Source organism: Streptococcus sp. V919 (assembly GCF_054353475.1).
Map to the genome: position 1 here is coordinate 602,956 of NZ_JBTHHY010000001.1, position 23,474 is coordinate 626,429.

The window sequence follows — 23,474 nt, forward strand, 5'->3', positions numbered from 1 at the left end:
ATCATACCTCCTCAAAAGGAATTTCAGGTATCTTGGCAAGGATATCTTCTCGAGTTATCGAACCTTGGCGTAGAATCTTCACCTTGCTGCCAGATAAGTCTATAATAGTCGAATCTTGACCAGTTAAAAAAGCATCGTCTTCCAAACCTAGAACATTTTGGTTAAAATCCTGCAGAATTTCCTTATAGGTCACACCGCTATCCTGTCCTGAAATGTTAGCAGACGGGCCGATTAAGGGACCAAACTCACGAATCAATTCTAGAGTGACGGGATGACTGGGCATGCGAAATCCAACAGTCGTCAAGTCTGAATTGACCCAGTAAGGGACCTTGTCATTAGCTTCTAGGATAATGGTTAAAGGCCCTGGCAAAAAACTTTTAACAAGTTGTTGTAAACAAGGTGGCTGATTCTTGGAAAAGTTCAAGATATCGTCTAAACTAGCAACATTGAGATTGAGAGCCTTATCTCTAGGGCGACGTTTGAGCCGATAAACATGGTCAACAGCCTTCTCATCCAAAGCTTTCGCAAAAAGGCCATAAACTGTCTCAGTTGGCAAAACTACTGCTCCACCCTTTTCCAACTCTTGCTTAATTTTCTCCATCATCAATGACAACCATCCTATCTTGGCCAAATTGGTCTTTGAGCGTTCGAACTCGTTTCTCAGGAAGATTTTCCATAAAGAGAGCGGGTACACTTTGACCTTGTTTGTAGCCAATTTCAAGATAAATCTTACCACCATCAGTTAGATGGTCCTTTGATTCTTCCGCGATTCTGCGATAAATCGCTAGACCTTCCTCGTCTGCAAAAAGGGCTAAATGCGGCTCTAAATGCAGAACATTCAAACCAACTTCTTCCTCATCTGCTCGAGAAATGTATGGTGGATTGGATACAATTATATCATATTTTGAACAAATTTCGGAGAAACAGTCAGATTTGATAAATGTGATCTCTAAATCTAAACGCTCTGCATTCTCCGATGCTAGGTCTAATGCATCTTGTGAAATATCAGCAGCTGTGACTGACCAATCTGCTCTATTTTTAGCTAAAGCAAGGGCAATGGCTCCGCTTCCTGTTCCGATATCCAGAACTCTGAGATTGTCCTTTAGATTCTCAGTCAAAATGAGTTCCACTAACTCTTCTGTCTCTGGGCGAGGAATCAAAACTCGCTCATCTACTTTTAACTGCATCCCAAAGAATTCAGCATGACCTATAATGTACTGGGCAGGAATATGGCTAGCTAGCTTGATGAAAATGTTCTCTACAAATTTGTAATCTTCATAAGTGACTTCTTGCTGAAGGGTAAAGATGAAGTCTGTAAAAGATAGATTTTTCAGGCTACGATAGACAAAAGAGAGGCTTTCTGCTTCCTCTCCTTGTACTATTAACTTTTCCTCAAAATCTTTAAATAGTTGAGCTAATTTCATTACTTGTTTAATTCTTCTAATTTTTGTGTTTGATCATAAAGAACCAAGGCATCCACCACTTCGTCCAACTTACCAGCAAGGATTGTATCAAGCTTTTGCAAAGTCAAACCGATACGGTGGTCCGTGACACGGTTTTGTGGGAAGTTATAAGTACGGATACGTTCAGAACGGTCACCGGTACCGATAGTAGACTTACGCTCAGCATCTTGTTCATCTTGGGCAATCTGTGCAAAGTGGTCTGCCACACGCGCACGTATGATTTTCATAGCCTTCTCACGGTTTTTCTGCTGGGTACGTTCTTCCTGCATCTCAACCTTGATATTGGTTGGCAAGTGAACGATACGAACAGCAGTCGCAACCTTGTTGACATTCTGTCCGCCAGCACCAGAGGCATGGTAGATATCGACACGAAGGTCTTTTGGATCAATATCGTATTCAACTTCTTCGATTTCAGGCATGACCAGAACTGTCGCTGTTGAAGTGTGTACACGACCTTGGCTTTCTGTCACAGGGACACGTTGAACACGGTGGGCACCTGATTCGTACTTAAGTTTAGAGTAAACAGACTGACCTGATACCATGGCAACCACTTCTTTAAAACCACCAACACCATTCATAGAAGCTTCCATGACTTCAAAGCGCCAACCTTGGGCTTCAGCATACTTTTGGTACATAGTTAGAAGATCTCCAGCGAAGAGAGCTGCTTCATCTCCACCAGCTGCACCACGGATTTCTAGGATAATGTTTTTATCATCGTTTGGATCTTTAGGAAGGAGCAAGATTTTTAGTTTCTCTTCGTACGCTTCTTTTTCGGCCTTAGCATCCTTGAGTTCTTGCTTGGCCATTTCTTCCAAATCCGCATCTCCACCTGATTCCTTAATCATTTCCTCAGCGTCGACAATGTTTTGAAGAACTTGTTTGTATTCACGGTAGGTTGTAACGGTATCACGAGTAGAAGCTTCTTCTTTTGAAAGCTCCATAAAACGTTTGGTATCAGAGACCACATCAGGGTCACTCAGCAATTCTCCCAATTCTTCATAACGGTCTTCTACTGCTTGTAGTTGATCATAGATATTCATTCTTTCTTATTCTCCTTATTGATTTCAGGGGCAAAATAATGCTTGCGGCAAACTGAGATATAGGTTTCATTTCCACCAATCTGGATTTGTTCACCATCATAAACAGGCAGTCCGTCCTGCGTACGCAAGACCATAGTCGCTTTTTTCTTACAATACTGACAGATGGTCTTGATTTCATCGATCTTATCTGCTAAGAGCAAGAGGTGTTTGGAACCTTCAAATAATTCATTTCGAAAGTCATTTTTTAAACCAAATGCCATAACAGGTATATCTAACTCATCGACAACACGAGCTAGGTCGTAAACATTGTGACGCTTTAAAAACTGGGCTTCATCGACAAGTACACAGTAAGGTTTTTCAGGTAAATCTCGGATAAATCCAAAGATATCTGTTGTTTCGTCAATAGCAATTGCTGGTCTTTTCATCCCGATGCGACTTGAAACATAGCCAACACCGTCACGTGTATCCAGAGCTGAAGTCATAATCACAACTCCTTTTCCTTGCTCCTCATAGTTATAGGCTACCTTGAGAATCTCGATGGTTTTTCCAGAGTTCATGGTCCCATAACGATAATACAACTGTGCCATGCTTCTATTTCACGTCCATTTCTAAATTTTTTCTACATTCTAGTATACCATAATTTCTCAAAGCTTTAAATGGCAAAATGTGGTAAAATAGAAGAAATCAAATAACTAGTGGAGGACGCAATTATGCCATTTGTACGCATTGATTTATTTGAAGGACGCACGCTAGAGCAAAAGAAAGCCCTAGCTAAGGAAGTAACAGAAGCTGTTGTTCGTAACACAGGAGCACCTCAGTCAGCTGTTCACGTTATTATTAACGATATGCCTGAAGGAACTTATTTCCCACAAGGTGAAATGCGCACTAAGTAAGCTTAAGCAATTTGCTTAGGCTTTTCTTTATAAGTGGCATTCGTTGAATAAAACACTATATTTTGTTACAATTTTAAGTGATATTTGTATATAAATTGTAAAAAGGAAATGAAATGATTACACGTGAATTTGATACCATCGCAGCCATCTCGACTCCGCTTGGTGAAGGGGCTATTGGGATTGTTCGTTTAAGTGGAACAGATAGTTTTACGATCGCCCAGAAAATTTTTAAAGGTAAGGATTTGAGCAAGGTTGCTAGTCACACTCTAAACTACGGACATATCGTTGATCCTCAGACAGGGAAGGTTATGGACGAGGTCATGGTTGGTGCTATGAAATCTCCAAAGACCTTTACTCGTGAGGATATTATTGAAATTAATACCCACGGTGGAATCGCCGTAACTAATGAAATTCTCCAATTGGCTATCCGTGAAGGTGCTCGCTTGGCTGAGCCTGGAGAGTTTACTAAACGTGCCTTCCTCAATGGTCGCGTAGACTTGACTCAAGCTGAGGCCGTTATGGATATCATCCGTGCCAAGACAGACAAAGCCATGAATATTGCGGTCAAGCAGTTAGATGGCTCCCTTTCTGAGCTCATTAACAATACGCGCCAAGAGATTCTCAATACTCTGGCACAAGTTGAAGTGAACATCGACTATCCTGAGTACGACGACGTTGAAGAAGCCACTACTGCTGTTGTTCGTGAAAAAACTATGGAATTTGAACAATTATTAACCAATCTCCTTAGAACAGCTCGTCGTGGTAAAATCCTTCGTGAGGGAATTTCAACAGCCATCATTGGTCGTCCAAACGTAGGAAAATCAAGCCTTCTTAACAACCTCTTACGTGAAGACAAGGCTATCGTAACCGATATTGCGGGTACTACGCGCGATGTCATCGAAGAATACGTTAATATCAACGGTGTCCCACTTAAATTGATTGATACTGCAGGTATTCGTGAAACGGATGATATCGTCGAGCAAATCGGTGTCGAACGTTCCAAAAAAGCACTCAAGGAGGCTGACTTGGTACTGCTTGTCTTAAATGCTAGTGAACCTCTTACTCCCCAAGACCGACAACTTCTCGAAATTAGCCAAGATACCAACCGTATTATTCTTCTTAACAAGACTGATTTACCAGAAGCTATTGAAACTGACGAACTTCCTAAAGATGTCATCCGTATTTCTGTCCTTAAAAATCAAAACATTGACAAGATTGAAGAACGGATTAACAACCTTTTCTTTGAAAATGCAGGACTAGTCGAACAAGATGCTACGTATCTATCCAACGCTCGACATATTTCATTAATTGAAAAGGCAGTTGAAAGTCTACAAGCTGTTAATGAAGGTCTTGCGCTTGGCATGCCCGTTGACTTACTTCAGGTTGATTTGACACGTACTTGGGAAATTCTTGGGGAAATCACCGGTGATGCAGCGCCAGATGAACTCATTACTCAATTGTTTAGCCAATTTTGTTTAGGTAAATAAAAAATTATAAAAAGGAGTTATGATGAACTATCCAACACTACTAGAACGCTTCTTGACCTACGTCAAAGTCAATACACGTTCTGACGAAAACTCAACGACAACACCTAGTACTCAAAGCCAAGTAGACTTCGCAACCAATGTCCTCATCCCAGAGATGAAACGTGTTGGTTTACAAAATGTCTATTATTTGCCAAACGGTTTCGCTATCGGTACTCTACCAGCCAACGATCCAAGTTTAACTCGTAAGATTGGCTTTATCTCACACATGGATACGGCAGATTTTAATGCTGAAGGCGTTAATCCTCAGGTTATTGAAAACTACGACGGTGGAGTTATCGAACTTGGGAATTCTGGTTTCAAACTTGATCCAGCTGATTTTAAGAGTTTAGAGAAATATCCCGGCCAAACTTTGATTACTACAGATGGGACTACGCTTCTCGGTGCTGATGACAAATCTGGTATCGCTGAAATCATGACAGCTATCGAATACTTGAACGCTCATCCTGAAATAAAACACTGTGAAATTCGAGTTGGATTCGGTCCTGATGAAGAAATCGGTGTTGGTGCCAACAAATTTGATGCAAAGGACTTCGATGTTGACTTCGCTTATACAGTTGACGGCGGACCTCTAGGAGAATTGCAATATGAAACCTTCTCAGCCGCCGGTGCTGAACTTCATTTCCAAGGTCGTAATGTTCACCCAGGAACAGCTAAAGGACAAATGGTCAACGCTCTCCAGTTAGCCATCGACTTCCACAATCAACTCCCAGCTGGTGACCGACCTGAATTGACTGAGGGTTACCAAGGTTTCTTCCATCTCATGGATATAACTGGTACTGTTGAGGAAGCGCGTGCTAGCTACATCATTCGCGACTTTGAAAAAGAAAGCTTCGAAGGGCGTAAAGCTGCAATGCATGCTATTGCTGACAAGATGAACCAAGAACTTGGTAGTGATCGTGTAACCCTGACTTTGACAGACCAATACTACAACATGAAGGAAGTTATCGAAAAGGATATGACTCCAATCACCATCGCTAAATCAGTGATGGAAAATCTTGATATTACACCTATTATCGAGCCTATTCGTGGTGGAACAGATGGTTCTAAGATTTCCTTCATGGGAATTCCTACTCCAAATATCTTCGCTGGTGGCGAAAATATGCACGGTCGTTTTGAATATGTCAGCCTTCAAACCATGGAACGTGCAGTCGATACCATTATTGGCATTGTATCTTACAAAGACTAAAAAAAGAAGTAGCAAAGCTACTTCTTTTTTTAGTTGACTTCTTTCTCACTTGTTTCTGGAGAACTTGTTGTTGGATTGCTTGATTCAGCTTGTTTGTCGCTTGCTTGTTTGGTAGTTGTTTCAGAACTTGCTTCACTCGGCTTAGCTTTGGATTGAAGTTCTTGGTTTAATGAGACAATTTCTTGCGCAAGTGCTAGAAGAGCTTGTTTGTCTTTACTTGCAGCTGACAATTTATCGAACAAAGCATCCACTTTTTCAAAATCCGCATCAGAACCATTATTCATTTCCAAATAAGTATGAAGGGCAAGGACTCCATTATATAATTTTTGATAGAGAACTAAAACTTCTGGGTCTTGATTAGCATTCTCACGTTCAGTTTGAATAGTTTGTGAAATACGCTTCAGAAGGTCTTGGGCTTGCGTGTTTAGTTCATCAAGGTCTGCATCGTCTTTCTCTAGAGCAGCTTTCAGGTTTTTCACCTCGTCAGCGAGTGAAGCTCTTACGCCTTCTTCTTTGACTTGAGCCACTAATTCTTCAGCTTTTGTTAAGAGTTCTTCTACTTGAGCTTTTCGAACATGATTGCTTTGTTCCTCAGGCTTAATATCATCATACAAACCTTTCAAAAACTCATAGACTGCAGTTTTTGCACTATGGCCATCCACTTTTTCTGTATCTAAGATTGTTTCAGAAGGCTTACTTGTACCAGGTTCATTCTTCAGAGCTTCTTCAACTTCCAATTTTGTTTGATAGATTTCTGGGAATAGTTTGTTCAAGTCAGTCGCCTTAAGGAAGGATTGTGATTGATAAAGTGTCCAAGTTAAGTTAGCAACTTTATTTCTAAGAGTGTCATTTAAGTGATTATCAGATAAATGTTGATAGAAATACTTAATGTACTCAACTGTTGTAACTCCAGTTCGATCATTAAAGTCTTGAAGAGCTTGTAGTTTTGCTTCTACTGCATCTAAACCAGCCTCATCTTGAGCCAATTTGTTTTCCTGAAGCTGAGTCAAGAGATCCTTCTTAGGAAGTCCATATGCATCTGTATCCAAGGTATTAATCTTATCTACTAAAGCTTGATATTTCTTGTCTAAAGGACTGATTTCTGTTGGTTTTACGCTAGCATCAACATGGATATACTGTTTGTCAAAGAGATCTAATGCAGCTAGATACCCAGCTGTAGAGTTGGTTGAGAGCTTCTTCATATTTTCAGAAAATTGTCCCAAAGCAAGCTCGATCTGTCTCTGTAGAATTGGTTTATCCTTATAAACTTCTCGACTTTCTGCTAGAAGCTGGTCAACCTTATTTTGAACAGTCGCTTCATCAAAGGCTCCTGGCTGGTAGTTGGATTGCAAGGCAGGAATCTTATGTTTCAAAGCAACTTCATAACCTTTAGTCTGAACTTTAATGTAGTGGTTATGGTCACCATGGGGTATGACGAAGCTATCATTTTCAACCTGCAAACTATAAGGAGAGACACCGTCACGAAGTGCAGTTGTATAGAGTTCGTTTAGAAAATCAAGCTCTGCATCACCTGTTTGAAGCGGAATTCGAACGTGTTCCTTTCGAACCGCATAAGGGTGAATGTGAGTTGGGTCATAAGCCTGGTCTGGATTTCCGAATACAAAGAATCCATTTGAAATTCGGATCGCTTCAAGCGGAACACCATAGGTTTTAGAGATATAAGCCATCTTTTCTTCATCGCTGGCATCTCGAGAGAAACTTTCAACAGTCTTGGCAAGAGGTTTTACAGGCTCTGCCTGATGGTGTCTATGCAAATGTTCTTGTGCTGCCTTAATCTGTTCTGCTGACAAATCTTTCTTAAAGAAATAGTGGGCATGATCTCCATGTGAAACCACAAAACCTTTTTCATCTTCAATGATCACTCGCTCAGCTGCAAAGCCATGATCATGCTCATCTTCATCATGGTCCTCATGACTTGGACTTGGTGTCACTGGTGACTTAGCTTTCAAATGATCTTGTGCTGCCTTGATTTGCTCAGGTGTCAAATCTTTCTTAAAGAAGTAATGATTGTGATCTCCATGACTCATAACAAAACCTTCTGAATCTTCACTTATAATTCTATTTGCATCAAAACCATGATCGTGTTCCTCTTCTTCATGGTGAACATGTGGTAACGGATTATTTGGTGTAGAATTAGAAGGACTTTCTAAGCTTGGAGTGTTAGATTGTGCTTGATGATTGTTAAGAGATGATTTAGGGATATAGTGATAGTGGTCCCCATGTCGTACGATATAAGCATCGCCAGTATCTCTGACAATATCATTAGGGTTAAAGACATAACCATCATCTGCTGCAGAAACACCATTATTCGGTGTCAGTGACAAGGGTTGACTGAGAGCTGAACTATTGCCAGATAAATAAGCTTTTGCGGCAGCTAATTCACCCGCTGACAGATCACTCTTAGGAATATAATGATAATGACCTCCGTGAGGAACGATAAATGCATCACCTGTATCCTCTATGATATCCGCAGGATTAAAGACATACCCATCGTCGGTTGTGTATCGACCTTGTGCTCTAGCAGAAAGAACTTCAGTGCTTACACTAGTTTGATCTGAAGTATGTTCTTGTTTTTGGCGCTCAATTTGCTCTTTGGTACGTATATTATCTGCATGACTAGCATCCTTCAAGTAGACATAGTATTTCCCATCCACCTTGATAATGTAGCCACCCTTAATCTCATTAACAATATCTTCATCTTTCAACTGATAGTTTGGATCTTTCATGACTAACTCTTCGCTAAAGATGGCATCATATGGTACCTTACCATTGTAAAAATGAAAATGGTCGCCATGTGATGTCACATATCCTTGGTCTGTAATCTTAGTAACAATCTGCTCAGCTTCTATTCCTTCCTTCTTGCTAACTTGGTCCGGTGTCAGGGATTCATTTTTCTTAGCTTCAGATTCTTTTCCATCAACATATGATACACGATTGCTTTCTTTTTTCTCAGGTGCTTGATGTTGATTTAAAGCATAGACACACACACTTAAGGCAAGGACCACTGCAGATCCTGCTAAATATTTTTTATTAATCTTCATAATTTCCTCATTTCAATTCTTCTGCTAGTATTGCAATATCCTCTTCTAAATTATCTAAATAAGACTTATCATTTTGTGGGTCTGCCTCTAAAGGATTGAGAGTTTTAAGACTCACACCTGTTGACTTGATAAGCGTTTCAGCTACTTTAGACGAAGCGTTGCTCTCTGTAAAAATAGTTTTAACTTTATAGGTCTTAACAAATTCTTGGATTTCACTCAGTTGTCTTGGGTTTGGTTCTTGATCAGGAGAAATACCAGCAATACCAAGTTGATTTAGACCAAACCGTTTGGACAAATAAGAAAAGGCCGTATGTTGCGTTACAAATGTCTTCTGACTTGATTTTTCAAAGATTGGTTGATACTTCTTAGTAAGTTCATGAGCTTTATCACTAAAACTTTGTGCGTTTTTCTGATAAGTTTCCTTGTTAGCACTGTCCTGTTCGGATAACTTGTCAGCAATAATCTGTGCTTCTTCTGCAACCTTTTCAGGATCAAGCCAGGTGTGAGGGTCATACAATGTTTTCTCATCAACACCGTTTCCGGCTTCCATATTTTCCAAGCCAGGCACACGCTCCAAGGTCATACGTTCAGACGCTTCTATGACTTTTACCTTAGATTTTTGCAAGTTCGGATCTAAACTTCCTGCCCATGACTCCAAGGTATGTGAATGATAAATAAAGACATCAGCATCATAAATAGCTGCAATATCATTTGCGGATGGTTCATAGGAATGAATACCGGAGCTAGACTGAATCATCCGAACATCATTTAAATCACCAGAAACCTCTTTAACCATGGCATAGACTGGATAAAAACTGGTCACTATTTTCATTCCCTTGGCTTCCTTGCTTTCTTGATTGTCCTTTTGTCCACAAGCTCCTAAAACGAGAGCAAAGAAGGGCAGCATAAGCCAAAGGATACTTCTTTTTTTCATCACAACTCCTTAACTAGTGTTTAACCATTTAATTAACTAGTAAACATTCTACTCCTTAAAATTTAAGATGTCAAGCTAAAACTTTGCTTTTTCCCAAAATTTTACCGATAGTAAAAATATCTCTAAGACTTTTAATCGACTACTTTTGCAAAACAAAAAGCTCGAACAATCATTCGAACTTTTTGATTCTTTTATTTTCTTGCAGCTTTTTCATCTTCTTCAAGTTGTTTGACCAGTTGTTCAACACTGTCAAATTTTACCATATCTCGGATACGATCTAACCAATAGACGGTCACAGTCTCTCCATAAATATCCTCATCAAAATCAAAGATATTGACTTCAAAGCGCTCTTCTTCTCCATCAAAGGTAACATTCTTACCGACACTTGCCATCCCTCGATAGAGTTTTCTCTTGATTTCGATATCAACAGTATAGACACCATCTGCTGGCATATAAGTACGGTCTAAGAGGACAAGATTAGCAGTAGGATATCCAATTGTACGTCCACGGGCATTACCATGTACCACAATTCCTCTTGTCGGAAGAGGGCTTCCTAGTAATTGCCCAGCTTCTTTCACATCACCTTCTAGGATGGCTTGACGAATACGAGTAGAGCTAATCTTTCCTTTTTCATCTTCTACAGGTGGTACTACAACTACTTCTCCGTCGAAGATTTCTTTTAAATCCTCTGCAGATTTTTGATCTGAACCTAAACTATAGTCAAATCCAACTACAATGGTATCAGCTTTAACTTTCTTGACAAAGGTATCTACGAACTCTTGCGCTGTCATATTAGCAATACGACTTGAGAAATCCATCAGATAAAGATTTTCAACTCCTGCTCGTTTAAATTTGCGTTCACGATCGTCCGCATTTAGGATATGAAGCAAATTTTCTGGCGAATAGGCTTTTAAGGTTAATTTTGGTGATTCATGAAAAGTAATTAAGGCAACGCTTAATCTTTTCTTTGCAGCTATTTCACCAGCTATACTAAATAGTTTTTGATGCCCTAGGTGGATACCATCAAAATATCCTAATACTAGGACAGTCGGTCCTGGGGTTGCAATGTCTTTTTCAGTTTTAATAGGTATTGTTACAATCATAGTTATATTATACCAAAAAGAAGAAGGCATTCAAAACATTACGAATCTAAAAAGACTATAAGCTACTTTTTACTTCTTTCCTAAGTTGTTCCAGACTTTCGATGTTATATTTGTCCATAACTTTTGGCAGATTTTCGATAATATCTGGACAAGCATACGGATTTGTAAAGTTTGCTGTTCCGACACCGATTGCTGAAGCACCTGCTAGATACATTTCTAAGGCAGCTTGAGCTGAATCGACTCCCCCCATACCGATAATTGGCAGACTCGTTGTTTGTGCTACCTGGCGAATTAATTTAAGTGCAACTGGAAAGACTGCTGGACCTGACATCCCACCTGTTCCATTTGCGAGGATTGGTTTTCTTGTCTTGAGATCAAAACGCATACCAACAAGAGTATTGATCATGGTAAGACCGCTAGCTCCGGCATCTTCTGCTGCCTTTGCTATGGTTACAATATCAGTTACACTTGGAGTTAGTTTAACGTAGACTGGAACATCTGACGCTTCTACAGCTGCTTTAACCACATCAAAAGCCAAATCTGGGTCTTGCCCGATTAAAAGACCGTGATTTCCATGATCGACATTAGGACAAGAGATATTGAGCTCGATGGCTTTTACGTTATTTGCCTTTGAAATTCCATGAGAAACGGTTGCATACTCCTGTTTTGAAAATCCAGCAACATTGGCGATAATAGGGAGATTTGGATATTCTCTTTCAAGCCAAGGTAACTTTTCAGAAAGAACGACCTCTAAACCAGGATTTTGTAGACCAATAGCGTTGAGCATACCTGCAGGGGTTTCTGCCACTCTTGGAGTAGGATTCCCAAAACGTGGCTCAAGCGTAGTAGCCTTTATCATAATGGAACCTAAGAGGTCTAAATCATAGTATTTAGCATACTCTTGACCAAAACCAAAACAACCTGATGCGGGAATGATAGGGTTCTTTAATTCTAGGCCTGGTAGAGAAACTTGTAATCGATTTGTAGTCATGATACTCTCCTTATAAAACAACTGTTCCTGTTTTAAATACAGGCCCATCTTCACAGACACGTTGACTAACTGTTTCACTATCTGGCACTTTAAGCACACAAGCATAACAAGCTCCCATACCACAAGCCATACGCGATTCTAAAGATAGATAAGCTCTTGGGTGGTCGTAAAAGGTTTGATTGATGTATTTCATCATACCAGGTGCCCCACAAGAGTATATGGCGTCAAATTCAGTGTTTAATTCCTTAATCACAACTGAGACATTTCCCTTGATACCATAGGAGCCATCATCCGTTGTCACAAAGACTTTGCTGTATTGGGATAATTCACTTTCTAAAATGACAGCATCTTTAGTAGCAAATCCTAGAACAGTTGTAATTTCCACATCACTCTTATGTAGTTGTTTAGCTACTTCGAGTAAGGGTGGTACTCCGATTCCTCCACCAACTAGAAGAACACGATTCTGCTTGTCTAAATCAGACAAATCAAATCCATTTCCTTGAGGTCCCATAACATCTAAGCTATCACCAGTTTTTAAGGTTGAAAAGATAGCTGTACCAGAGCCTTCGATGCGATAAATCAGATGACATTGTTTCTTAGATTTATCTATGGATGAGATTGAAATTGGACGACGCAAGAGGTGGGCATCATCAGGTACACGTAAATGAAGAAATTGTCCAGCTTTCATAGCTTCAACCATGTCTCCTTCAAGTACCAGCTCAAAGATTGCTGGTGCGATTTCCTCTTGAACAATCACTTTCATATTTTCCAAGCGAATAGCACCCATGCGTTTTCTACAATTTGGATTCATAACTTTTCCTCCTTAAATTTTAAGGGGATCAGATAAAGAAAAACCTTGCAATAGCAAGGTTTCAGTTAAGATATTTACACAAAAGTAGCAAATAAGCACTTGCTTACATGTTCCCATTGTAGCTTCTTTTCTCTGACACCTTGTGAGCCTCTCTGGACTTCCCTTAAAGGTTAAATTTTCACTAGTATACTGTATCAAACATGAAAAGTCAAGTAAAAATAGGTAAGGTATCAGTTCATAAAAGTTGTTTATTTTTGTGAAGAAAGAATTTTTTCTAGTTTTTGATAATCTTTAACACTGTCAATTTCGTAGATAGAATTTTCTTCTAACTCTTCTACATAAACATCAAGTTCTTTGATATTATCTTTAACCATGTTATCCCAGTAGAGATCTACAAATTCTCCGCTTGCATAGGCTTTGTCGATAAACCCAACAATCTTTTCAGCTGTTGGTGCATCCCAGAATGACACACCACTCAAGATACGTCCATTCTTGCTATCAACGATGATATCTTGTACTTTATAGTCATCACCGTAAACCAAGAACCATTCATTGTCACAGTCCTCACGATATACGCTGAAGTAAGTAGAACGCTTGATATCATTGCGGAACATATTTTTGAAGAGATAATTATCAGCATCAATAACGTAGCTGTTAGCCAACTCTTCTTTTACCAAGTAAAGAGAGTAAAAGTTATTGTAATCCGCATACTTATCGTTGAAAACTAAACGCACACCGTATTTCTCTTTGAGATAGTCAAACTGTTCTTTCAAATAACCTACGACGATGATAATGTCATCAATTCCTCGTTCCTTTAGAAATTCAATTTGATATTCAACCAAAGGTTTTTGATTGACTTGTACCAAGGCTTTGGGAGTATTTTCTGTCATGGGTCTCAAACGAGTTCCCAATCCCGCTGCTAAGATAATCGCTTTCACGCGTTTTCTCCTTTATTCTTTAATAATAATGTAAACACCAGCCATTACGATAAGTGAAGTAATGATGGTTAGCAAATTAAGGGGCGAACCCAAGAAAATTGCTGCAAACAGGACAGTCCAAACTACATAACTGACATTTAAACCAGTTGCTTTTGCTGGTTGCAATCGATTGATAGCCATATAGTAGGCAAGATAAGAAATCATATTAAATGCTGCAAAGACAATTAATAGACCAAACAATTGGCCATTTGCCACTTCTGCAAATGAGTGATGCGTGAAAAGCACAATAACAAGATAAGATAAGAAGGATGTAACTTGACGAATCAAGAGAGCTTCAATTTCGCTGAGGTCACTTTCCATAGCAAAGGAGCTCAGAACACTTTCACTTCCCCAAGCAAAAGCACAAATCAAGGCGCAAAGAATTCCGATATAGAAGGAATTGACTTGTTCAACCTTGTAAGTCTGAGCAATAATCCCTGCAATGATTAATAAGATTCCAAATACTGTATTCTTAGAAACCTTATGCTTTAAGAAAAAGAAAGCAAGAATGACAGATACTGCAGGATAAATAGCTGAAACAGACGAAGCTAAGGAACTACCTATATATTTGACCGCGTAGAGATTGGCCTGCATACCAATAGGACCCGCTAAAAGTGCTCCGACAATAACACTGACATTTCGAATGTTCAAAAAGATTGAAAAACGTACTTTACCTTCTTTAAATAGAAGATATCCTAACAAGATAAAAATACTCAGAAAATCGTGCGCTGCTGCTACTACAAAGGGCGATAAATCCGTGAATATTGAAAAGATATAAGCACTAATAGTTAATCCTAATCCCCAGAACACACCTGATAGTAGCCCAAAAGAAACTCCATTTTTAGTTTTCATCTAAATCTCCTTCACAATCTAATTCTTTTACTGCTCTATTGTAACGAGAGATTCCGTAATCTCCGAAATCTGCACCATTTTCTTCTTTGTAAATAGTCCAAAGACTCCAAATGATATCTTGCAAGATTTTGTAAATACGAATTTTCTCCCTTGAAACTGGAGTCTTGTCACTCTCGTAATGACTTAAAAAGTCTTCTTCTTCTGCACTTGTAAATTCAGATTCGAGGAAGAGGGCTGCCAAATCCCACATAGGATCATTCATAGAAGAATATTCCCAATCAATGAGATAAAGATGTCCGTCTGGACCTTCAATAAAGTTTTCTGGAACCAAATCAATATGACATGATTTCTTGTCAATTCCAATTTTTTCAAGCTCTTCTTTCAGAGAAAATACAGCCTTTCTGACAGCTTCATAATTAGGATAAGAAATCTCCCCTTGAATCAATGATTCATATTTTTTAATTTCCTCAAAAGGAGCAAACTCTCCTTTTAATTCTTTACCCGAAGCATGAATCGTTTGTAAAATTGAAGCTATCTTCTCAAATTTAGTTTTAATGGTAGTTGAATCAAGTGTCTCTGCATTTTCGATGTATTGATTGACCTTGATACCTGCTTCGATATCAAAAAGATAATTTTCTACATCTAATTTCAAATCCTTCAACAATTTAAGATTGAATTTTTCGTTCTGACGGTCGATTAATTTATCTGTACCTTTTCCAAAAAACTTAACAATATACTGATTTGAAGATGTTTTGACCAAGTAATTTTGATTGGTCATCCCACCTAATTGCTCAACACTTAGAATATCCTCATTAGTTGATAGTAAAGAGGTAAGTTTTTCCTTAATGATTTTTTCCACAATCTTCCTCCATTAGACTTCCCACTTAAAGACTGTTTTAAAAGCAGTATTTAAGTCAGTTGCAAATACTCGGTGAATATCTTTAATTTCTCTTACAGGTTCCTCTAGATAAATGATATTCTTCAAACGATTTGCAAATTTCTTAACTTCCATCATTTGAACGGCTTTTTCAAAGTCAATACGTCCAGAACGAGAAGAACCTACTAGCAACAACCCTTTTTCGAGGGCATCACGAGTATTAATATTTACTTTATACTCACTAACCCCCATCATAAGGATTGTTCCCTGTGGTTTGATGTAACGAATCAAGTCGTTAATTGCAGGTCCACAACCATCACCACCACAACATTCGAAACCATGGTCAAAATTTAAATCTTCAGGAATACTATCAGTAATGTAAAGCTCTTTAGCAAACGAGAAGAGTTCTAATTTCTCCCAATGACGACCAATTACGATAATTTCAGCTTCAGGCAAGGTATAGTTGATAATATTTGCCATGACAAAGGCTAGACTACCATCACCAATGACAGCTATTCTCTGTCTTCTGCTATGAGAAACTGTCAAAAAACGATTCATGGCATGCATACCAACACTGACAAATTCAGTGATAGCAGCTACCGTATCTTCGATGTCATCATAAGCTACTACACGATCTTTTGGAAGAGAAACAAACTCACGCATGAATCCATCATAACCACTTGACAAGAAGTAGGTACCTGTCATGTAGTTTTCATAGAACTCCTCGTCACTTTGCATAGGTGGTTGATTTGGAATCATAACAACCTTCTGACCAACCTTATAGGTACCTGTTGGATCAGAAATAACAGTTCCACAAGACTCATGAATCATAGCCATTGGAAGCTTTTTAGATAATATTTTGGGATCACGCTTTCCTTGGTAATAGCGTTGATCCGCATGACAAACCGCCATATAATTTGGTCGAATGAGGATATGATTCTCTTGGTCAATCTCTTCTTCCTGATATTTAATATTGATAAACTTTGGTTTTGTCAGTTGATAAATTTGATTAATCATGTCTCTAGTCTTTCTCAATCATGCTTTTAGCAATCTTCAAGTCTGTAACTGTTGTAATTTTAAGGTTTGAGTATTCACCTTTAGCCAAGGCCACATCTTTACTCTTAATGACAAAGATTTTACATGCATCTGTTAAAATTTCTTTTTCTTCTGCTGATAATGAACCATACAAATCAATAAAGTCTTTACAACGGAATGTTTGTGGAGTCTGTCCTTGGTAAAGATGAGCACGATTTGGAATATCTGTAATAAACTGACCATTTGTGCTTTCAACAATTGTATCCACCGCTTCAACCACAGTGTCAACCGCATCATGTTTTTGAGCAAGAGCGATATTGTCTTGAATCATACGAAGAGTGATAAAGGGACGAACCGAATCATGGGTTACTACGATATCATCTTCTGTTAGTGGACGGTAAGCATCGATGGCTTCAATAATCTTTTCAATACTAGAATTACGATCAGCCCCACCTTTTGTAATGATGATACGTTCCTTGTGGAGTGGAAGGAATTTTTCAACTAAATCTTCTGCATGCGTAACCCAGTCGCCATGAACCCCAACAACGATTTTTTCAATAGATGGTTCCAAAACAAATTTTTCAATTGTATGAATTAGAATTGGGCGATCTCCCAACTCAAGAAATTGTTTGGGTAAGTTACTAATTCCCATGCGCGTGCCGGTTCCACCTGCTAAAATTCCAGCATAAATCATATTGATTCTCCTTTGGTTTGTACTAAAAACTCATTCTTTTCTATTATATCATAATCTATAATTATCTAAAAATAAATACTAGGTCCCTCTAGCTAGAAACTAGTATCAAAAGCACGTTTTTGGCAAAATTGAGTTCTAATCTGACATTTCTAACTCTCGATTAATATAGAGTTCTTCAGAATAATATACAAAGCTTAAAGAAACCTTAAATCATTGGTCGATATATATAGCTATCCTGAAATTTTAATTAGACTTTTCCATTTAAAATTGTTAAAATAAAATGGAAAATAAAAGAAAAGGAAGCTACAAACCACCATGATGAATATGCAAAACATGATGCGCCAAGCTCAAAAACTTCAAAAACAAATGGAACAAAGTCAAGCTGAGCTTGCTGCTACTGAATTTGTTGGAACTTCTGCTCAAAATCTGGTAACTGCAACATTAACTGGTGATAAAAAAGTCGTTAAAATTGATTTTGATCCAGCAGTCGTAGATCCAGAAGATATTGAGACACTATCTGATATGACTGTCCAAGCACTCAATGCTGCTCTCGAGCAAATTGACGAAACTACTAAGAAGAAACTTGGTGCATTCGCAGGTAAATTACCTTTTTAATATAGTACAAAAAGAGGCTGGTTAACAGCCTCTTTTTTGATTAGAATGCAAAGAATTCAGTTGCCTTTTTTAAAAGCAAGTCTGTATACTCAGGATCTTCCTGAGCTGTTTCTAGTTCATCTTTAATCATTTTCAAGTTATCCGTTATCATGCCGTTGACACCTAAGCGGAAAGACTTATCAAATGACTCAGAACTATTGATTGTCCATACATAGAGTTTCTGCTCTGTATTCCAAAGTTTGGTTACAAAGTATTCATCCAATGTAGAGTACTCCATAGTATAACCCGTTGCATTCGTTCTCGGAAAAACAGAATTGTAAGGAAGAATAAAGTAGATTGGAATATCCTTGTCATACTGAGTTACTTTCTCAACAACATGGTAATCCAAGGATTGCATTTGATGACCATAAACCTTAATTTTTGCAGCATACTTTTCGAGAAAATGATCCATCATTTGCGGACTATCTTTGTGGCTAGTCTTAATTTCAATAAGAAGTTTCTGATGCAATTCATTTGCGCGATTCAGGTAATCATCAAAACTCGAAATCTTCGTCGTATAACCATTCTCGTGTATGTCGATCTGTTGTAACTCTTCCAGAGTCAAATCCTGTGGCGTCTTATTCAAACCTGCTAATCCTCTAAGATTTGCATCGTGCATCATGACAAATTGACCATCCTTGGTTTCCTGGATATCCATTTCTATTAAATCCGGTTTTAATTGAGCAGTTTTTTCCAAGGATTGAATTGTATTTTGAACACCATTGCCATTTGATACGCCACGATGTGAAATTACAAGTGGCGGATTGACTAAAGGAGCTTCCAGATAATTATATCCTTCAATTGCAAAGAAAGTACTTGCACAGACCATCACACCCCATCTCATGATATGGTCCTTCTCCCGTCTTGGCATAATGTCAAGTTCTTCTCCTGTTAGAAAAGAAGAGAATTTAATAAGGAAATAGGTTAATGCCATATAGTGAAAATTCTTGATGAGAGCAAAGTTAATAATAGCAAGAACTAGGGATTCTTTCTGTGTTATGCTATCCACTATAAACTGAATTGATAATATAGGGATGAGAGGTAGGTAAAAGAATAGGTTTGTCTTTACAATAATTATGAATAAATGCCAGGCATAAAACCAAAAGTTATTCTTGGTTTTTTCAAGACTATAAAGAACGGAGTCCTTAACTGACATCTTTTCGTAAAAGACTTTTGGTAATGCGAACATCAACCGAACCGAAACATAGAAGAATAAAAGCGATAAGCTAATAATGGCTACCCACCACATCCAGTACTTATCTTCCATGTAGGTTTGAATAAACTCTGGAATTACGATTTTATTGAAATAATAAATCTTAAATATCTTTCTGATAAACGGAAATAGCATTGCTACAAATATAAAGATGAACAAAGCTTTTGAAATAGTCAATTTCTTCATAAAAGCAAGGCTTTCACGAAATACTTTTCGACTGTATTCTATAAGAGTTCTTTTTTCGTGATATAGGAGGTGGCGAGCTCCAATAAAGAGAATACTAAGTTGAAAATAGGCTACCAGCAGATTGATGGCTATTAAGATTACAAAGCCAAGACTGACTATAGGTGCGTTTTTTATAATCTCAAAAATATTGTTGTAGGAAATAAACAAATATCCAGTCTGACTTAGTAAAAATCCAGCTATCACTGAGTTTAATGGCAACCAGATATAGTCAACCAACATAAAGATTAGAAAGAATAGAAAGAGGATTTTATCTAGATTTAGGTAAATCTTTTTAAAACCCAATTTTTTCGGTTTTTCAGGTTTCATAAAAACTCCTAATCAAAAAGCTGTGATAGATCTAAGGCATCAAATGGATTCGAATTGAGACTACTCTGAGAATTGAGTAACATTTTACTCTCATCTGACTCAAGAAAAGCTTCATACACTCGAGCAGTCATACGAGCATCCTCTAAACTATTATGAGATTGCCCTTTAAACCCTAGAAAATTAGCCACAGTTTGTAATTTTAGATTAGCAATTCCATGCAAATCAGAACTACGTCGCTCAAGTGCTTCGTTATAGAGATCAACTAAATATTGTTCTCGATAGTCTAAACCATGTTCTAGTAAAATCGGTAAATCACTCTTTGCAGCATTGTATCCAACAAGGGGCAAGTTACCAACGAAATCTTGAAACTTTTGGAGGACTTCTTCTACCTTTGGGGCATCCTTTAGTGTCTCGGATGTAATACCAGTCAAACCATTAATAAAACTCTTTAAAGGTACATCTGAGTGAACATAAGAGTCAAACGCTTCTACCTCTTCACCATCTTTAAAGTGCACTGCCGATACCTGAATCAAATGAGTCTTATCTTGATGTTTATTGAATTCTAAGTCAAAGGAGATATAATCTCTTACTGTTTCCATCTTATTATTCCTTATTGATTTGTAAAAAGAAACCACCTGGTCTAATTATAGAAACCAAGCAGTTTTTTCTTATTTGCCAAATAAGCGAGCAAAGAAGCCTTTCTTCGATGCTTGAACCTCTTGCTTAGCTTGATCTAACTCCAGCTGAAGGGTTTCTTGGTCCTTCATAGCTTGAAGGGTTAACTGTTGTTGTTGGTCCAATTGCTTATCTTTTTCAGCGATTTGACGGTCTTTAACACGCATCTGTTCATCTTTTTCAGCCAGTTGCTTATCTTTAGCTTTCAGTTGCTCATAAAGACGGATGATTTCAGCGTTCTTTTCATCAACAAGAATTTCCATAAGTTCTCGTTGCTTAACTTCATCACTAACTGGTTCATCTTCAAAGATAGTCTTTTTGTAGATTTCTTCAAGTTTGATCAATCCACTACGAGTAACAACAGTAACACCCTTGTCGTTTTTTGTAATATCTTCTTCAGGTAATTCTTTGACACGATTATTGATTGCTTGTCGGGATAGTCCCAAGACCTCAGCAATCTCACTGACAGTCATTTCAATACTCATAATATCCTCTATTTTTCTCTAGCTTTTCTTAAATTAAATCTTATCATAAGTAATTCAAACTGTCAAATAACACTGTATTTTCAATGGTTTTTTAAGATATAAAATTTTAAAACTACTTATTTGCGATATTTTAAAAAGATGAGAAAATCCCATCTTTGAACTAGTAGATAAAAATAATTAATTCGTCAAATAATTAAGATAAAACCTTTCTCGGTTTGTAAAGCTGTTCTCGTTTCTCCAATATAGCAAGAAGCTTCTCACCTTCAAAGCCAGCCAATTCCTTCTCAGTTTGTTCCAATTCAATAAAGCGACCAAAACGGACTTCCTCAGCCTGCTCAGGAGTCAAATTTACCTTTACTAAATCCCCTGTCCCAATCTCTAGAGGATGGAGAAAATTAAAATCTCCAGCATCTACTTTTTCAGAAATTTCTTCCAAGGTCAAAGCATCATCCAACTGTAAACCTGCTGCACTAGTTCGAGTTAAGTGAGACATATGAGCCGCATAACCAAGTTTCTCTCCCAAGTCAACAGACAAAGTACGGATATAAGTTCCCTTGCTACATTTTACTCGAAATGTAAAACGTGCAAGTTTGTCTTCATAAGAAATTGGACTTGTTCTTTCAAAACTATAAATCGTTACCTGACGCTCTGGACGTTCCACTTCTTGACCAGCACGCGCATACTCATAGAGCTTGCGGCCATTGACCTTGACAGCTGAGTACATTGGTGGGATTTGAGTGATAGGACCAGTCAAACTGGCAATGGCTTGATCAACAATCTTTTCATCTAAGGGTGACAAAATTGGTGTCTCTTCAACAACTTCACCACTAGCATCCTCAGTTGTCGTTGAATAGCCTAGGGTGATTTCACCCTCATAGACCTTGCCCTCATCCTGCATGAACTCAACCATGCGAGTCGCCTTTCCCACAGCAATGGGTAAAACGCCCACTACATCCGGATCCAAAGTGCCACCATGGCCAATCTTCTTAGTCCCTAAAATCTTACGCAGTTTAAAAACCGCATCATGCGAGGTCATCCCTGATTCTTTTTTTAAGTTTATAATACCATTCATGTGTTGCTTTCTACTCCCCCTTCAAGGCATCAAATTTCGCTTTCATAGTTGGATTTTTACGGGTTAATTTTTTAACGGAAACATCGTCCAATTTATTATTGGCGAGGCGGAGTTGATTTTCGGATGTGGTTAGGAATTTCTTTACTTCTTCCATCCGCTTGATGGCTTTGTCAATTTCATCGATGGCCTTGCCAAAGTTGACTGAGGCTGAATTGTAGTTCTTAGCAAAGGCAACCTTGAAGGCTTCTAAGTCTTCTTCAAAGTGAGTAATATCAATGTTTTGCTCACGTATAAGTGCTAGTTCCTGCTTGTATTTTAGGGAATTAAGGGCAGCATTGCGCAAGAGACCAATTAACTGAATAAAAAACTGAGGACGCACGACGTACATTTTCTCATACTCATGACTGACATCCACAATTCCAGTATTGAAGTAGTCATTATCAGCCTCAAGCATACTTACCAAAACTGCATACTCACAGTTCTTCTCACGACGATCCTTATCCAACTCCTTGTAAAAATCTGCATTCTTGTGCTTCTTCTCAGTACCATCCGCCTCATTTTTCATCTCAAACATGATGGAAATGAATTCTAGTCCATTTTCATCAAAATCACGGAAGATGAAGTCCCCTTTAGAACCACGAGCTGAGACTTTATTGTCCTTTTCAAAGTAAGCATTTGGGAAGGCAAAACTACGAACCTTGTTAAACTCACTCTCCGCATACTGCTCAAGACTTTCTCCAATAGCCTTTGTTGATTGTTGGGCCTTAAAATTCTTGTAGAACTCAACTTGCTCACTAGCTGCCTTGAGCTGTGCTTCATAGTTTTGTTTAACAGAAGCAAGAGAAAGCTTGTTTTCTTTTTCTTGTAAAAGGAGCTGATTTTTAACCTGATCGCGTTCTTTTTCAAGATCAGAAAGAGTTTTTTGTAGTTGATTTTCATGCTCTAAGCGCAAAGTAGTTAACTGATTCTCCAATGCTTGAACTTCTTTTTCTTTCTCTAACAGACTTTGACTAGCACTTTGCTCTACTTCCTTCTTAGCCAATTCTTTTTCAGTTTCGAAATTTTGGATTTGACTTTGTAGCTGGGCAATTTCTTGGTCTTTTTGAGCGAGTTTTGCCTGTTGTTCATTCAAGGCCTTTTGTTCCACCAACGTCAATTCTTGCTTGATTCGCTCATGTAATTCTTTGTCAAACTCTACAGTACGAACTTGAGAGATCAGCTCTGCATATTGGCTTTCATTGACTGTAAAAACTTTCCCACAATTTGGGCATTTAATTTCGTTCATAATTTTCCTCTATATCAAACTATTCTCCATTCATTATAGCATGGAAAAACAAAAAGAAAAAGTTGGAATCAAT

Annotated in this window: 23 protein-coding genes; 4 read left to right on the plus strand and 19 right to left on the minus strand. The window is 38.2% G+C overall.

Annotation, left to right across the window (positions count from 1 at the left end):
- Position 1: 1 nt before the first annotated feature.
- Genes ACXYSK_RS03265 through ACXYSK_RS03280 form a run of 4 tightly spaced genes read right to left on the minus strand, consistent with a single transcriptional unit; the run spans position 2 to position 3,090 of the window.
- Positions 2–604 (minus strand): L-threonylcarbamoyladenylate synthase, encoded by a 603-nt coding sequence (locus ACXYSK_RS03265; RefSeq protein WP_176602639.1) that lies wholly within the window; start codon positions 602–604, stop codon positions 2–4.
- Entirely contained in the window at positions 588–1,424 is an 837-nt protein-coding gene (gene prmC, locus ACXYSK_RS03270; protein WP_458625023.1) for a peptide chain release factor N(5)-glutamine methyltransferase, read from the minus strand. Before prmC ends, ACXYSK_RS03265 begins: the two co-directional genes overlap by 17 nt.
- Positions 1,424–2,503 (minus strand): peptide chain release factor 1, encoded by a 1,080-nt coding sequence (prfA, locus tag ACXYSK_RS03275; RefSeq protein WP_458625024.1) that lies wholly within the window; start codon positions 2,501–2,503, stop codon positions 1,424–1,426. The genes prmC and prfA overlap by 1 nt, the downstream gene beginning before the upstream one ends.
- A complete protein-coding gene (locus ACXYSK_RS03280; protein WP_458625025.1) occupies positions 2,500–3,090 on the minus strand; it encodes a thymidine kinase in 591 nt (196 codons plus the stop codon). Before ACXYSK_RS03280 ends, prfA begins: the two co-directional genes overlap by 4 nt.
- Positions 3,091–3,213: 123 nt before the next feature.
- On the opposite strand from ACXYSK_RS03280, the gene ACXYSK_RS03285 reads away from it, so the two are divergent.
- From ACXYSK_RS03285 to pepT, 3 genes are all read left to right on the plus strand, one after another.
- Complete coding sequence (locus tag ACXYSK_RS03285) at positions 3,214–3,396, plus strand: 4-oxalocrotonate tautomerase (RefSeq protein WP_001117401.1); 183 nt, start codon at positions 3,214–3,216, stop codon at positions 3,394–3,396.
- Positions 3,397–3,509: 113 nt separating this feature from the next.
- Entirely contained in the window at positions 3,510–4,883 is a 1,374-nt protein-coding gene (gene mnmE, locus ACXYSK_RS03290) for a tRNA uridine-5-carboxymethylaminomethyl(34) synthesis GTPase MnmE (protein ID WP_303942788.1), read from the plus strand.
- Positions 4,884–4,905: 22 nt separating this feature from the next.
- The gene (gene pepT / locus ACXYSK_RS03295; protein ID WP_458625026.1) at positions 4,906–6,129 is read left to right on the plus strand and encodes a peptidase T; all 1,224 of its coding nucleotides are present in this window, start codon (positions 4,906–4,908) and stop codon (positions 6,127–6,129) included.
- A 29-nt stretch (positions 6,130–6,158) separates the two neighbouring features.
- On the opposite strand, the gene ACXYSK_RS03300 is transcribed toward pepT, so the two are convergent.
- The 10 genes from ACXYSK_RS03300 to ACXYSK_RS03345 all read right to left on the minus strand — a co-directional run bounded on the left by ACXYSK_RS03300 (position 6,159) and on the right by ACXYSK_RS03345 (position 17,465).
- Positions 6,159–9,191: a pneumococcal-type histidine triad protein gene (locus tag ACXYSK_RS03300; RefSeq protein ID WP_458625027.1), complete on the minus strand. Its 3,033-nt coding sequence runs from the start codon at positions 9,189–9,191 to the stop codon at positions 6,159–6,161.
- Positions 9,192–9,198: 7 nt separating this feature from the next.
- Positions 9,199–10,125 carry a metal ABC transporter solute-binding protein, Zn/Mn family gene (locus ACXYSK_RS03305; RefSeq protein WP_458625028.1) on the minus strand — a complete coding sequence of 309 codons (927 nt, stop codon included), beginning with the start codon at positions 10,123–10,125 and terminating at the stop codon, positions 9,199–9,201.
- Between the two features lie 191 nt (positions 10,126–10,316).
- Positions 10,317–11,228: a bifunctional riboflavin kinase/FAD synthetase gene (locus tag ACXYSK_RS03310; RefSeq protein WP_458625029.1), complete on the minus strand. Its 912-nt coding sequence runs from the start codon at positions 11,226–11,228 to the stop codon at positions 10,317–10,319.
- A gap of 55 nt (positions 11,229–11,283) precedes the next feature.
- Positions 11,284–12,267, minus strand: coding sequence for a dihydroorotate dehydrogenase (locus ACXYSK_RS03315; RefSeq protein WP_458625404.1), 984 nt, complete (start codon positions 12,265–12,267; stop codon positions 11,284–11,286).
- The gene (locus ACXYSK_RS03320) at positions 12,230–13,030 is read right to left on the minus strand and encodes a dihydroorotate dehydrogenase electron transfer subunit (RefSeq protein ID WP_458625030.1); all 801 of its coding nucleotides are present in this window, start codon (positions 13,028–13,030) and stop codon (positions 12,230–12,232) included. Before ACXYSK_RS03320 ends, ACXYSK_RS03315 begins: the two co-directional genes overlap by 38 nt.
- Positions 13,031–13,278: 248 nt before the next feature.
- Positions 13,279–13,968: a sugar phosphate nucleotidyltransferase gene (locus tag ACXYSK_RS03325; protein WP_458625031.1), complete on the minus strand. Its 690-nt coding sequence runs from the start codon at positions 13,966–13,968 to the stop codon at positions 13,279–13,281.
- 12 nt (positions 13,969–13,980) lie between these two features.
- Positions 13,981–14,859: a DMT family transporter gene (locus ACXYSK_RS03330; protein WP_006149766.1), complete on the minus strand. Its 879-nt coding sequence runs from the start codon at positions 14,857–14,859 to the stop codon at positions 13,981–13,983.
- A complete protein-coding gene (locus ACXYSK_RS03335) occupies positions 14,849–15,718 on the minus strand; it encodes a phosphotransferase (RefSeq protein ID WP_458625032.1) in 870 nt (289 codons plus the stop codon). Before ACXYSK_RS03335 ends, ACXYSK_RS03330 begins: the two co-directional genes overlap by 11 nt.
- 12 nt (positions 15,719–15,730) lie before the next feature.
- Positions 15,731–16,753 carry a ribitol-5-phosphate dehydrogenase gene (locus ACXYSK_RS03340; RefSeq protein ID WP_458625033.1) on the minus strand — a complete coding sequence of 341 codons (1,023 nt, stop codon included), beginning with the start codon at positions 16,751–16,753 and terminating at the stop codon, positions 15,731–15,733.
- Between the two features lie 4 nt (positions 16,754–16,757).
- Positions 16,758–17,465 carry an IspD/TarI family cytidylyltransferase gene (locus ACXYSK_RS03345; protein ID WP_458625034.1) on the minus strand — a complete coding sequence of 236 codons (708 nt, stop codon included), beginning with the start codon at positions 17,463–17,465 and terminating at the stop codon, positions 16,758–16,760.
- A gap of 315 nt (positions 17,466–17,780) precedes the next feature.
- On the opposite strand from ACXYSK_RS03345, the gene ACXYSK_RS03350 reads away from it, so the two are divergent.
- On the plus strand, positions 17,781–18,080 hold the full coding sequence (locus tag ACXYSK_RS03350) for a YbaB/EbfC family nucleoid-associated protein (RefSeq protein ID WP_006145479.1): 300 nt from the start codon (positions 17,781–17,783) through the stop codon (positions 18,078–18,080).
- Between the two features lie 40 nt (positions 18,081–18,120).
- Here the strand turns inward: ACXYSK_RS03350 and ACXYSK_RS03355 are convergent, their stop codons facing one another.
- The 5 genes from ACXYSK_RS03355 to ACXYSK_RS03375 all read right to left on the minus strand — a co-directional run bounded on the left by ACXYSK_RS03355 (position 18,121) and on the right by ACXYSK_RS03375 (position 23,401).
- Positions 18,121–19,884 (minus strand): glycerophosphoryl diester phosphodiesterase membrane domain-containing protein, encoded by a 1,764-nt coding sequence (locus ACXYSK_RS03355; RefSeq protein ID WP_458625035.1) that lies wholly within the window; start codon positions 19,882–19,884, stop codon positions 18,121–18,123.
- An 8-nt stretch (positions 19,885–19,892) separates the two neighbouring features.
- Positions 19,893–20,483 carry a 3'-5' exonuclease gene (locus tag ACXYSK_RS03360; protein ID WP_458625036.1) on the minus strand — a complete coding sequence of 197 codons (591 nt, stop codon included), beginning with the start codon at positions 20,481–20,483 and terminating at the stop codon, positions 19,893–19,895.
- Between the two features lie 69 nt (positions 20,484–20,552).
- Positions 20,553–21,044, minus strand: coding sequence for a DUF536 domain-containing protein (locus tag ACXYSK_RS03365; RefSeq protein WP_004252719.1), 492 nt, complete (start codon positions 21,042–21,044; stop codon positions 20,553–20,555).
- 193 nt (positions 21,045–21,237) lie between these two features.
- Positions 21,238–22,116, minus strand: coding sequence for a tRNA pseudouridine(55) synthase TruB (gene truB, locus ACXYSK_RS03370; protein ID WP_458625037.1), 879 nt, complete (start codon positions 22,114–22,116; stop codon positions 21,238–21,240).
- A gap of 10 nt (positions 22,117–22,126) precedes the next feature.
- A complete protein-coding gene (locus tag ACXYSK_RS03375) occupies positions 22,127–23,401 on the minus strand; it encodes a DUF2130 domain-containing protein (protein ID WP_458625038.1) in 1,275 nt (424 codons plus the stop codon).
- Positions 23,402–23,474 lie beyond the last annotated feature (73 nt).